This is a genomic window from Citrobacter sp. wls613 (assembly GCF_005281195.1).
Lineage (GTDB): Bacteria > Pseudomonadota > Gammaproteobacteria > Enterobacterales > Enterobacteriaceae > Citrobacter > Citrobacter gillenii.
Genome location: NZ_SZXN01000067.1, coordinates 1 through 10,589 on the forward strand (window position 1 = coordinate 1; position 10,589 = coordinate 10,589).

The 10,589-nt window shown below is 50.3% G+C and carries 15 protein-coding genes; 6 read left to right on the plus strand and 9 right to left on the minus strand.

Going from position 1 to position 10,589, the window contains the following annotated elements:
- Positions 1 to 205: 205 nt before the first annotated feature.
- Positions 206 to 760 carry a gamma carbonic anhydrase family protein gene (locus tag FDX01_RS16335; protein WP_115257345.1) on the plus strand — a complete coding sequence of 185 codons (555 nt, stop codon included), beginning with the start codon at positions 206 to 208 and terminating at the stop codon, positions 758 to 760.
- Here the strand turns inward: FDX01_RS16335 and FDX01_RS16340 are convergent.
- Genes FDX01_RS16340 through dprA form a run of 6 tightly spaced genes read right to left on the minus strand, consistent with a single transcriptional unit; the run spans position 736 to position 4,528 of the window.
- Positions 736 to 993: a DUF1488 domain-containing protein gene (locus FDX01_RS16340; protein WP_117344022.1), complete on the minus strand. Its 258-nt coding sequence runs from the start codon at positions 991 to 993 to the stop codon at positions 736 to 738. The two genes, FDX01_RS16335 and FDX01_RS16340, sit on opposite strands and share 25 nt — an antisense overlap.
- A complete protein-coding gene (gene aroE / locus FDX01_RS16345) occupies positions 990 to 1,811 on the minus strand; it encodes a shikimate dehydrogenase (protein ID WP_137400167.1) in 822 nt (273 codons plus the stop codon). The genes FDX01_RS16340 and aroE overlap by 4 nt, the downstream gene beginning before the upstream one ends.
- 1 nt (position 1,812) lies before the next feature.
- Positions 1,813 to 2,385 (minus strand): L-threonylcarbamoyladenylate synthase type 1 TsaC, encoded by a 573-nt coding sequence (tsaC, locus tag FDX01_RS16350; RefSeq protein ID WP_096755444.1) that lies wholly within the window; start codon positions 2,383 to 2,385, stop codon positions 1,813 to 1,815.
- Between the two features lie 4 nt (positions 2,386 to 2,389).
- On the minus strand, positions 2,390 to 2,932 hold the full coding sequence (locus tag FDX01_RS16355; RefSeq protein ID WP_096755443.1) for a type I DNA topoisomerase: 543 nt from the start codon (positions 2,930 to 2,932) through the stop codon (positions 2,390 to 2,392).
- A 26-nt stretch (positions 2,933 to 2,958) separates the two neighbouring features.
- Positions 2,959 to 3,432: a DUF494 family protein Smg gene (gene smg / locus FDX01_RS16360; RefSeq protein WP_003031162.1), complete on the minus strand. Its 474-nt coding sequence runs from the start codon at positions 3,430 to 3,432 to the stop codon at positions 2,959 to 2,961.
- Positions 3,404 to 4,528: a DNA-protecting protein DprA gene (gene dprA, locus FDX01_RS16365; protein ID WP_135911305.1), complete on the minus strand. Its 1,125-nt coding sequence runs from the start codon at positions 4,526 to 4,528 to the stop codon at positions 3,404 to 3,406. Before dprA ends, smg begins: the two co-directional genes overlap by 29 nt.
- Before the next feature lie 130 nt (positions 4,529 to 4,658).
- Here dprA and def point away from each other — a divergent pair, with 130 nt between their 5' ends.
- From def to mscL, 5 genes are all read left to right on the plus strand, one after another.
- Positions 4,659 to 5,168, plus strand: coding sequence for a peptide deformylase (gene def, locus FDX01_RS16370; protein ID WP_096755441.1), 510 nt, complete (start codon positions 4,659 to 4,661; stop codon positions 5,166 to 5,168).
- A 14-nt stretch (positions 5,169 to 5,182) separates the two neighbouring features.
- Positions 5,183 to 6,130 (plus strand): methionyl-tRNA formyltransferase, encoded by a 948-nt coding sequence (gene fmt / locus FDX01_RS16375; protein ID WP_115257341.1) that lies wholly within the window; start codon positions 5,183 to 5,185, stop codon positions 6,128 to 6,130.
- A 51-nt stretch (positions 6,131 to 6,181) separates the two neighbouring features.
- The gene (rsmB, locus tag FDX01_RS16380) at positions 6,182 to 7,471 is read left to right on the plus strand and encodes a 16S rRNA (cytosine(967)-C(5))-methyltransferase RsmB (protein WP_096755439.1); all 1,290 of its coding nucleotides are present in this window, start codon (positions 6,182 to 6,184) and stop codon (positions 7,469 to 7,471) included.
- A 21-nt stretch (positions 7,472 to 7,492) separates the two neighbouring features.
- Entirely contained in the window at positions 7,493 to 8,869 is a 1,377-nt protein-coding gene (gene trkA / locus FDX01_RS16385) for a Trk system potassium transporter TrkA (protein ID WP_096755438.1), read from the plus strand.
- A 141-nt stretch (positions 8,870 to 9,010) separates the two neighbouring features.
- The gene (gene mscL / locus FDX01_RS16390) at positions 9,011 to 9,424 is read left to right on the plus strand and encodes a large-conductance mechanosensitive channel protein MscL (RefSeq protein WP_096755437.1); all 414 of its coding nucleotides are present in this window, start codon (positions 9,011 to 9,013) and stop codon (positions 9,422 to 9,424) included.
- On the opposite strand, the gene arfA is transcribed toward mscL, so the two are convergent.
- From arfA to FDX01_RS16405, 3 genes are read right to left on the minus strand one after another with little or no spacing between them, the layout of a single operon-like run.
- Positions 9,421 to 9,639: an alternative ribosome-rescue factor ArfA gene (gene arfA / locus FDX01_RS16395; RefSeq protein WP_096755436.1), complete on the minus strand. Its 219-nt coding sequence runs from the start codon at positions 9,637 to 9,639 to the stop codon at positions 9,421 to 9,423. The genes mscL and arfA overlap by 4 nt on opposite strands.
- A 57-nt stretch (positions 9,640 to 9,696) precedes the next feature.
- Complete coding sequence (gene zntR, locus FDX01_RS16400; protein WP_045448272.1) at positions 9,697 to 10,122, minus strand: Zn(2+)-responsive transcriptional regulator; 426 nt, start codon at positions 10,120 to 10,122, stop codon at positions 9,697 to 9,699.
- A 10-nt stretch (positions 10,123 to 10,132) separates the two neighbouring features.
- Complete coding sequence (locus tag FDX01_RS16405; RefSeq protein WP_096755435.1) at positions 10,133 to 10,501, minus strand: DUF1992 domain-containing protein; 369 nt, start codon at positions 10,499 to 10,501, stop codon at positions 10,133 to 10,135.
- Positions 10,502 to 10,589: the final 88 nt, after the last annotated feature.

The following is a 10,589-nucleotide window of genomic DNA, read 5'->3' on the forward strand; positions in this document are numbered from 1 at the left end:
CATCCGCCGTGTCGATGGAGGCGCATTATAGGGATCCCATTTTTTAGCACAAGTGTTTTTTAGATCTTTTTTGCTGAGTGGCTGTTTTTTACCCCTTTCGCTACATTCCTGCACAATATGCCTGATTTTTGATAACTAAATCGCTTGCACAGTCTCGATAATCAAACCAAAGTCTTCATTACTGCTCTATTCTATTGAGGTAAACATGTCTGATGTACTGCGTCCTTATAAGGATCTTTTCCCGCAGATCGGGAAACGCGTGATGATCGACACCAGCAGCGTCATCATTGGTGATGTTCGTCTGGCTGATAATGTTGGGATCTGGCCTCTGGTCGCGATCCGTGGTGACGTGAACTACGTACAAATCGGCGCCCGCACAAACATTCAGGACGGTAGCGTGTTACATGTCACGCATAAATCAGCATCTAACCCGCAAGGCAATCCACTGATCGTGGGTGAGGATGTCACCGTGGGCCATAAAGTCATGCTGCACGGCTGCGTCATTGGCAACCGCGTTTTGGTCGGTATGGGATCGATCCTGCTGGACGGTGTCGTAGTAGAAGATGACGTAATGATTGGCGCGGGAAGTTTGGTTCCGCAAAACAAACGCCTGGAGAGCGGGTATCTGTACCTGGGCAGCCCGGTTAAACAGATCCGCCCACTCAGCGATGAAGAAAAAGCGGGCCTGCAGTATTCAGCTAACAACTATGTGAAATGGAAAGACGAGTATTTGAGTCAGGATAACCAAACCCAACCGTGAGCATCTTCTTGCTGAGCCTGGATCAATGCTTCGGCTTCATCTTCCAGATCCCAGCGATGCTCCCGAAAAATTTCCATCCACTGTTCAGGCGTGTTGCCGCCAAAGCGACGCGCCAATACCTCTCCGTTGATGGCGCATGTTAGCTGCATACCCTGAACCATCGCCGGGAAAACGACAGCATCTATATCTGACTTCCATTCTTCTCTATCGGGAAACTGGATAGCCTGGTTCACACGGACAGTTCCTGTTGCAGCTGTTTAATGACGGGTTCCGTCTTCGGCAATACGCCATACCAGAGTAAAACGGCATGCGCCGCCTGCCCTACCAACATTCCCAACCCATCAGCACAATGTTTTGCTCCCTGTAATGCGCACCAGGACAAGAACGGCGTATTCCCTTTCTGATAAAACATGTCGTAGCAATAAACAGAAGCGTTGATCAGTGATGCAGGGATAGCCGGAACATCCCCGCTAATCCCACTGGAGGTCGCATTAATAATGAGATCGAAGGTGTTATTCTCAAGCTCATCAAATCCCACGGCCTGAACGCTACCGGTATGGGAAAAGATCTGAGCCAGTTCTTCTGCACGCGAAGCGGTACGGTTTACGATGGCCACTGCACAATCCATAGAAAGAAGAGGGAGCAATACCCCGCGGGATGCCCCACCAGCCCCAATAAGTAAAATACGCGATCCGGGACGAATAAAAGCTAAACGTTCAAGATCGCTTAATAAACCAATACCATCGGTGTTATCCCCAAGTAAGCGTCCATCTTCCAAACGCTTAAGCGTGTTAACCGCCCCGGCAAGCGATGCCCGTTCTGTTAATTCATCAGCCCGCGCAAATGCCTCTTCTTTAAAAGGAACCGTAATATTCGCCCCTTTACCGCCCTCTGCAAAGAAGGTGTTCAGCGTATTCACAAAATTATTGATTGGCGCCAGCACCCGTCCATAGGTGTGATCGATATTCAGCTGCTCTGCAAATTGCTGATGAATAAAAGGCGATTTGCTGTGCGCGATTGGATTGCCAAAAACAGCATAGGCTTCTTTCATATTACCCCTGTCGAAATTGTTCACCCGTCAAGGCATCACGGATTTCCGAAGGATTTAAACGCCCCCCGGTATCACCTTCGACAACGGGGAAATCTATACCAAACTGCACGCGTACTTCCTCTACCGTCCTGCAAGGGGGTAGACCACTCAAATTAGCACTGGTAGAAACTAACGGTTTGCCATAAGCCTGGCACAACGCAACCACCAGCGGATGATCCGTGACGCGCACGGCCAGCGAATCAAAACGGCCGGTTAACCAACGTGGTGTCGTTATCGCTGCCGGAAACACAAAGGTAACGGGACCTGGCCAGCACGCGAAAATAGCATCACGTTGGGCATCAGTGAGCATGCTGTCATCAATATACGGCTTTAGTTGGTCAAAATTTGCCGCAATTAAAATCAAGCCTTTATCAATTGGTCGTTGTTTTAGTTCCAACAGACGAGTAACAGCCGTTTCGCTATCTGGGTCACAGCCGACGCCGAAAACAGCTTCTGTTGGATAAGCGATGACTTTATCTTGTTTCAGAACCGCTATCGCAGCAGCGATGGGATCTGTGGGCAGGTTATTATTCACTTTTTTATTCCGCCGAGACCGGCTTTCCACATTGTTTACTGGCACAAAAGTGTTTCACACCCTGTGCGGTTTTCTTTTCGATGAGAAGCGGATAGTGACACTCAGGACACTCTCCAGCCAGAGGTTTGAAGTTGATGACAAACTGACACTCAGGATAGCGATCGCAGGAGTAAAAAGTTTTGCCATAACGGGAACGCCGCTGGACCAACTGGCCTGTCCGGCATTGGGGGCAAACAATCGCCGTTTCATCTGGTTTGTCGATAAGTTCAGTATGGTCACATGCCGGGTAATCACTACACCCAATAAACATACCGAATCGTCCCTGCCTCAGCACCAGCTCAGCACCGCACTCAGGACAAAACTTACCCTCCAGAACTTTGACAATATGTCCGTCCGCAGAGGATTTTAGCGGACGGACATAGTCGCATTCCGGATACTGTGAACAACCGAGAAACGGGCCATGTTTCCCAGAGCGAATAACCAGTTCAGCCCCGCATTGTGGGCAGGGCTCGTTTTTACGCACCGCAAACAGTGCTGATTTAGCCATAACAACTCATACTGAATGAAGATTGATTAATGCAGCATACCTTCATTCACTTCAAAGAGTAATTCTTCCATTTGCTGATACGCATTTTCACAACCGGGAATGTTGAATAAAACCATCAGGATCACCCACTTCAGGTCTTCCAGATCGAATTCTGCTGTATCCAGCGCGAGTACACGCTCAATCACCATTTCTCGCGTTTCGAGGTTTAGCACCTGGATCTGCTCCAGGAATAATAAGAACCCCCGACAACTCGCATCCAGGCGATCGCACTCTTCCGCCGTATAAATACGAATAGACAGAGGGTCAGATGCAAGCTGCATAGGTTCGGCAAGGCCATCCTGATAATCAGCCAGTTTTTCCAGCCACAGTAACGCGTTGTAGATGTCTTCACGATCAAAACCAGCGTCGGTAAGATCCCGTTCCAGTTTGTCCTGATCCACACGCAGCTCCGCTTCGTTATGGATATATGTTTCAAACAAATACATTAGTACGTCGAACATGGCATGCCCTCCTCAATCGGACATAGCCGCCGGGTACAGCTGCGATCCATCCTGCTAACTCCAGTTCGAGTAGCTGAGCCACTACCTCTGGCACAGGTTGGCCGGCACGTTCAGCGACGACGTCAACAGGTGTTACCTCATCTCCTACGTTAGCCAGGAGCTCAGGAAATGGCAATGCCACCTCTTCGTGATCTGGTGAATAAATTGAATTTTCAGGTTCATCTGGCACCCAATGTAAACCGTATTGCAAATTCTCCAGAATATCTTCTGGAGCCGTAACCAACGTCGCTCCTTGCTTAATGAGCCAATGTGGCCCCTCACAACCTGGGTTCCCGATTGGCCCTGGTAACGCAAAAACGTCCCGTCCTTGCTCCAGGGCACAACGCGCAGTCACCAGCGAACCGCTACGCTGAGCGGCCTCAATCACCAGTACGCCTTTGCTTAAGCCACTGATAATACGATTTCGTCGCGGAAAATTGCGCGGTAGAGGAAGCATATCCAAAGGGAACTCAGACACCAGCGCGCCTCCGGCCTCAATCAGACGTTCGGCAAGATGTGCGTGCCGCCGTGGATGAATGGTTTCCAGGCCGTTCCCCAGCACGGCGATACTGGTTCTATTCATATTTACCGCCGCGTTGTGCGCGACGCCATCGATCCCCCGTGCCAGCCCGCTGGTGATTGTCACACCGCAAGCGGCAAGCTTCTCACAGAATAATCGCCCCCAGCGTTCTCCATACCAGGAATGTTGCCGGCTCCCCACAACAGCGACCTGAAAAGAGTGTAAACAATCGGGATCGCCAACAATAAAGAGGAGTCCCGGGTAATCTTCAGTGGCGCGAAGCTGCGGCGGATAACGTTCGCTATCGGCAAAAACGACATGGTGATGCGGTAACTCCAGCCAGCGCAGCGTTTTTTCCAATTCAATGTCGGAAAAGCTTAAAAAACGTGCGGCCTGGCGGGGAGAGAATCCTGCATACTGGAGTATCGTTTTGTTAATACACGGTTGAGCAATAAGCCAGTGAGCAATGCGCACCATCTCATCACCATAAAGTTCACATACTCGTGCTAAACGTAACCAAATTTCGGTGTGGGTCATCCCTTTTCCCCCTGCCACAAGCAGTCATAGCAATCTTTGCGATTGGTCACTGATGCTGTCAATCAGAAGGGGTTTTGTCTAGAATAGAGGTAATAATCTTTCCAACTCCTGAACACAACTCTGGATAACTATGTCAGTTTTGCAAGTGTTACATATCCCGGACGAGCGTCTTCGCAAAATCGCAAAACCGGTTGAAGAAGTGAATGCAGAAATTCAGCGTATCGTCGATGATATGTTCGAGACGATGTACGCCGAAGAAGGTATTGGCCTAGCGGCAACGCAGGTTGATATTCATCAGCGCATCATTGTTATTGATATCTCTGAAAATCGCGATGAGCGCCTGGTGTTGATCAACCCTGAGCTACTGGAAAAAGACGGTGAAACCGGCATTGAAGAAGGTTGCCTGTCTATTCCCGAACAGCGAGCATTAGTACCGCGCGCTGAGAAAGTAAAAATTCGCGCACTCGATCGTGAGGGTAACCCCTTTGAACTGGAAGCCGATGGCCTGTTAGCGATCTGCATTCAACACGAAATGGATCACCTGGTCGGTAAATTGTTTATTGATTATCTGTCGCCGTTGAAACAACAACGCATTCGTCAGAAAGTTGAAAAACTCGACCGCCTGAACGCTCGACCTTAAGGACAAGAATCAACGTGTCAGACTCACTACGTATTATTTTTGCGGGTACACCTGACTTTGCAGCGCGTCATCTCGACGCGCTGCTGTCTTCTGGACATAACGTCGTCGGCGTATTTACCCAACCGGATCGCCCAGCAGGACGTGGTAAAAAGCTGATGCCCAGCCCGGTAAAAGTGCTGGCCGAAGAAAAAGGGTTACCGGTTTTTCAGCCCGTCTCTCTTCGTCCTCAGGAAAACCAGCAGTTAGTTGCTGACCTGCACGCAGATGTAATGGTGGTAGTAGCATATGGCCTTATTCTGCCAAAAGCCGTGCTGGACATGCCGCGCTTGGGATGCATCAACGTCCATGGTTCCCTGCTTCCTCGCTGGCGCGGCGCGGCACCCATCCAACGTTCACTGTGGGCTGGCGATACCGAAACCGGCGTCACCATCATGCAGATGGATGTCGGTCTGGATACCGGCGATATGCTACACAAACTCTCTTGCCCAATCACCACTGAAGACACCAGCGCCAGCCTCTACAATAAGTTAGCCGAACTCGGCCCACAGGGACTGCTGCACACACTGCACCTGTTGGCAACGGGCACCGCGAAACCTGAAGTCCAGGATGAATCGCTGGTGAGCTATGCCGAGAAGCTAAGTAAAGAAGAAGCCCGCATGGACTGGACGCTTAGTGCCGTTCAGCTGGAGCGCTGCATTCGCGCCTTTAATCCATGGCCGATGAGTTACATCGTCATTGATGAGCAGCCGGTCAAAATCTGGCAGGCCACGGTGATTGATAAACCTGCAGGTGCCGAACCAGGAACGATTCTGGAAGCAACCCGCCAGGGTATTCAGATTGCGACAGGCGATGGCATCCTGAATCTCATCTCTTTGCAGCCAGCCGGTAAAAAAGCCATGAGCGCGCAGGACCTGTTGAATTCACGCCGGGAATGGTTCGTTCCTGGAAACCGTCTGCTCTGACGGTTCATCTCTTAAAGCCCGGCATCTCCGGGCATTTTTATTTTTGCGGTTATGAAAAAAAATCTAAATTTACGCAGTATGGCGGCGCAGGCCGTCGAACAGGTTGTCGAAAAGGGGCAGTCGCTAAGCAATGTGCTACCTGCCATGCAGCAGAAAGTTGCCGATAAAGATAAGGCGCTGTTACAGGAACTTTGCTTCGGCGTATTGCGCACCCTCTCCCAACTTGAGTGGATGATCAAACAGCTGATGGAACGCCCGATGACGGGCAAACAGCGCACGGTCCACTACCTGATCATGGTCGGTTTCTACCAACTACTGCATACCCGTATCCCTCCTCATGCTGCATTAGCTGAAACAGTGGAAGGCGCGGTCGTGATCAAACGCCAGCAGTTGAAAGGCCTGATTAACGGCGTACTACGCCAGTTTCAGCGCCGCCAGGACGAGCTGTTAACCGAGTTTGCACAAAGCGAACTGCGCTTCTTACACCCATCCTGGTTAGTAAAACGCATTAAGAATGCTTATCCACAGCAGTGGGAAACCATTCTTGCGGCTAATAACCAGCGTCCGCCAATGTGGCTACGCGTTAACCGTAACCACCACTCGCGCGACGCGTGGCTAGCATTGCTGGCGGAAAGTGGTCTTACCGGCTTCCCACACCCGGATTACCCGGATGCTGTGCGTCTGGAAACCCCAGTGTCAGTTCTGGCATTGCCCGGCTTCGAGCAGGGATGGGTAACCGTCCAGGACGCTTCCGCTCAGGGATGCGTGAGCTATCTGCAGCCGAAGAACGGTGAACAGATCCTCGATTTATGTGCAGCGCCAGGTGGAAAGACGACACATATTCTGGAGGTTGCTCCGAATGCAAATGTAATGGCGGTCGACGTAGACGAAAAACGTCTGTCACGCGTCTACGACAACCTGAAGCGTTTGGGCATGAAGGCCACCGTCAAGCAGGGCGATGGTCGTTTTCCACAACAATGGTGTGGCGAACAGCAGTTCGATCGTATTCTGCTGGATGCTCCATGCTCAGCCACTGGGGTCATTCGTCGCCATCCGGATATTAAATGGCTGCGCCGTGACCGGGATATCACCGAGCTTGCCCAACTACAGGCAGAGATCCTGAATGCGACTTGGGCGCATCTGAAGCCGGGCGGCACGCTGGTTTATGCAACCTGTTCTATTCTGCCTGAAGAGAACCAGCAGCAGATTGCGGCCTTCCTGACGCGTACGCCAAACGCGGTATTAAGCGAAACCGGCACACCTGAGCAACCAGGCCGCCAGAATTTACCGAGTGCAGAAGAAGGTGATGGCTTCTTTTACGCTAAGCTAATCAAAAAGTGATGAGATAACGGGTCGCGACTGATGAAAATTATCATTCTGGGCGCAGGGCAAGTTGGTGGTACGTTGGCTGAAAACCTGGTCGGCGAGAACAACGATATCACGGTAGTCGATACCAACGGTGAACGCTTGCGCAGCCTGCAGGACAAGTTCGACCTCCGCGTTGTGCAGGGGCATGGCTCTCATCCCCGCGTACTGCGCGAAGCTGGCGCCGACGACGCCGATATGCTGGTCGCCGTGACCAGCTCTGATGAGACCAATATGGTCGCCTGTCAGGTCGCTTATTCGCTCTTCAATACGCCTAATCGTATCGCACGTATTCGGTCACCGGATTATGTGCGCGATGCCGATAAACTCTTCCACTCCGAAGCGGTACCTATCGATCACCTCATTGCCCCAGAGCAACTGGTTATCGACAGCATCTACCGGCTGATTGAATATCCTGGTGCCCTGCAGGTGGTGAATTTTGCCGAAGGTAAAGTCAGTCTCGCAGTGGTTAAAGCCTATTATGGCGGTCCACTGATCGGTAACGCACTGTCGACTATGCGCGAGCATATGCCGCATATCGATACCCGCGTTGCGGCAATTTTCCGCCATGACAGACCTATTCGCCCGCAGGGCTCTACCATCGTGGAAGCGGGTGACGAAGTATTCTTTATTGCAGCGTCACAACATATTCGCGCAGTGATGAGCGAACTGCAACGCCTGGAAAAACCCTACAAGCGCATCATGCTTGTAGGCGGCGGTAATATCGGTGCCGGACTCGCTCGGCGGCTGGAAAAGGATTACAGCGTTAAGTTGATCGAGCGCGATCAGCAACGAGCTTCAGAGCTTGCTGAAAAGTTACAAAATACGATCGTCTTTTTTGGCGATGCTTCGGATCAAGAACTGCTCGCCGAAGAGCATATTGATCAGGTTGATCTGTTTATTGCCGTCACTAACGATGACGAAGCTAACATCATGTCGGCAATGCTGGCTAAACGTATGGGCGCCAAGAAAGTAATGGTGCTGATTCAACGTAAGGCGTACGTTGATCTGGTGCAGGGCAGCGTGATTGATATTGCCATTTCACCACAGCAAGCAACGATCTCTGCATTGCTCAGCCACGTCCGTAAAGCAGATATCGTCGGCGTTTCTTCGTTGCGCCGTGGTGTGGCAGAAGCCATCGAAGCTGTCGCGCACGGAGATGAAACAACATCCCGGGTTGTCGGCCGTGCAATTGACGAGATTAAGCTGCCGCCAGGAACAATCATTGGCGCCGTTGTTCGGGGTAATGACGTAATGATCGCTAATGACAACTTGCGTATTGAGCAGGGTGATCACGTCATTATGTTCCTGACCGATAAAAAATTTATTACCGATGTCGAACGTTTATTCCAGCCAAGTCCCTTCTTTCTGTAATTATGGGGGTGCTAGTACAGCACCCTTTTTATTTCCCCTTATTTTTCATGGTCTAATAAATTCCCCAGTCAGCAATACATAAATGGAAATTGTCTTAACATTTGTTAGACTTATAAACGTCAGCTGCATAGGGAGAATAAAATGAGCATTATTAAAGAATTTCGCGAATTCGCGATGCGCGGGAATGTTGTAGATTTAGCAGTGGGTGTCATTATTGGTGCGGCATTCGGTAAGATTGTTTCGTCACTGGTTGCCGACATCATCATGCCACCACTGGGCTTGTTAATTGGTGGGATTGATTTTAAACAGTTTGCCTTAACGTTACGCGACGCGCAGGGAGATATCCCGGCGGTCGTGATGCACTACGGTGTGTTTATTCAGAATGTGTTTGATTTCATTATTGTTGCCTTTGCTATCTTTATGGCCATCAAGCTAATCAACAGACTGAATCGCAAAAAGGCTGAAGAGCCAACAGCACCGCCAGCCCCATCAAAAGAAGAGGTGTTGCTGAGTGAAATACGTGACCTGCTGAAAGAACAAAATAACCGTTCTTAAGCACTCACTGAAACAAGAAGGCCAGTGGTAAAAAAGTGATTCACTTTCTTGCCACTGGCCTCCCAGTTACCCCGATTTCCTTGTTTACCTTTACGCTGATAACTTCCTTTTCCTTTCTTATTTTTCTCAACCCGCTGTCTGAATAGCGGGTCATGCAATAGTGCTTCAATGGCGTTGTCCTTTATCTGCCCTTTGGTGTGCTGATAACGACTCATAATCTCTCCAGTGTGTAATAATTTACGCCGCGAGTGTAGACCTGACCGTTCAATAAATCAACAGCCTGATTTTGTTCCGCTAGCGCCTTGCTCAAGTGCCTCGAGAATAGAGCAGTAAACGCTGCTATGCGCCATGCCGCAGCATGCATCGTTCAATCGCTGTAGCGAGCGCTGCATTGTCTGAAGCTCAGCAATTCGGGCTTCAACCTCTTTTAATCTTTCCTGAACAATTCCCTTAGACTCCTGGCAGGTATGGTGCTCAGGATCGATACGGATCGAGAGTAACTCGCGGATCGACTCCAGAGTAAAACCAAGCTGTCGGGCATAACGAATAAATTTAAGACGTTGAAGATCGCTTTCGGTATAGAGTCGAAATCCACCTTCAGTGCGTACTTCATGCTCCATCATTTGCTGCTTTTCATAGTAACGGATGGTATCTGGCGTGACTTCAGCCAGTTTAGCTAATTCGCCAATACGATACATGGTACCTCCGCTAATCATCACTAATCCGATGCAGAAGTTTTTCTGCATATTCCCCACGCAAAAACTCGGTGCTGAGTCCAGCCTGTCGAAGTTTAAGTTCAAGGAGCGAAAGACGTCGACTTACCTCCTCATACTGAACCTCATCTTTACGAATTCCTGCAAGGATATCAAGCAGACGAATTGCTTCTCTGCGCAGCTCAAGTTCGGGAGGAAGGCAACCCGAATTTTTTAATAACCTGTAGCCGGCTCGCAGTTCCGGTGGAATATGAGAATCATCATCCAGAGCAAGCGGCTCACCGGAACCCGGTAAATCATCAAACTCGCCTTTGGCCTGCGCGTCATTAATATGGCGCTCTGCCCACTGGTCCAGTAACCACATACAGTGCTCCAGGAGGTGAACAAAAAAAGCACAGCTCGTATAGATAGGTTGGGGTGCTTCGGATATAAAAAAACCCGCCGGGGCGGGG

Coding starts and splice junctions, on each gene's coding strand:
- FDX01_RS16335 (WP_115257345.1), top strand. CDS start 206: ATGTCTGATGTACTGCGTCCTTATAAGGATCTTTTCCCGCAGATCGGG.
- aroE (WP_137400167.1), bottom strand. CDS start 1,811: ATGAAAGAAGCCTATGCTGTTTTTGGCAATCCAATCGCGCACAGCAAA.
- FDX01_RS16355 (WP_096755443.1), bottom strand. CDS start 2,932: ATGGCTAAATCAGCACTGTTTGCGGTGCGTAAAAACGAGCCCTGCCCA.
- smg (WP_003031162.1), bottom strand. CDS start 3,432: ATGTTCGACGTACTAATGTATTTGTTTGAAACATATATCCATAACGAA.
- dprA (WP_135911305.1), bottom strand. CDS start 4,528: ATGACCCACACCGAAATTTGGTTACGTTTAGCACGAGTATGTGAACTT.
- def (WP_096755441.1), top strand. CDS start 4,659: ATGTCAGTTTTGCAAGTGTTACATATCCCGGACGAGCGTCTTCGCAAA.
- rsmB (WP_096755439.1), top strand. CDS start 6,182: ATGAAAAAAAATCTAAATTTACGCAGTATGGCGGCGCAGGCCGTCGAA.
- trkA (WP_096755438.1), top strand. CDS start 7,493: ATGAAAATTATCATTCTGGGCGCAGGGCAAGTTGGTGGTACGTTGGCT.
- mscL (WP_096755437.1), top strand. CDS start 9,011: ATGAGCATTATTAAAGAATTTCGCGAATTCGCGATGCGCGGGAATGTT.
- arfA (WP_096755436.1), bottom strand. CDS start 9,639: ATGAGTCGTTATCAGCACACCAAAGGGCAGATAAAGGACAACGCCATT.
- zntR (WP_045448272.1), bottom strand. CDS start 10,122: ATGTATCGTATTGGCGAATTAGCTAAACTGGCTGAAGTCACGCCAGAT.
- FDX01_RS16405 (WP_096755435.1), bottom strand. CDS start 10,501: ATGTGGTTACTGGACCAGTGGGCAGAGCGCCATATTAATGACGCGCAG.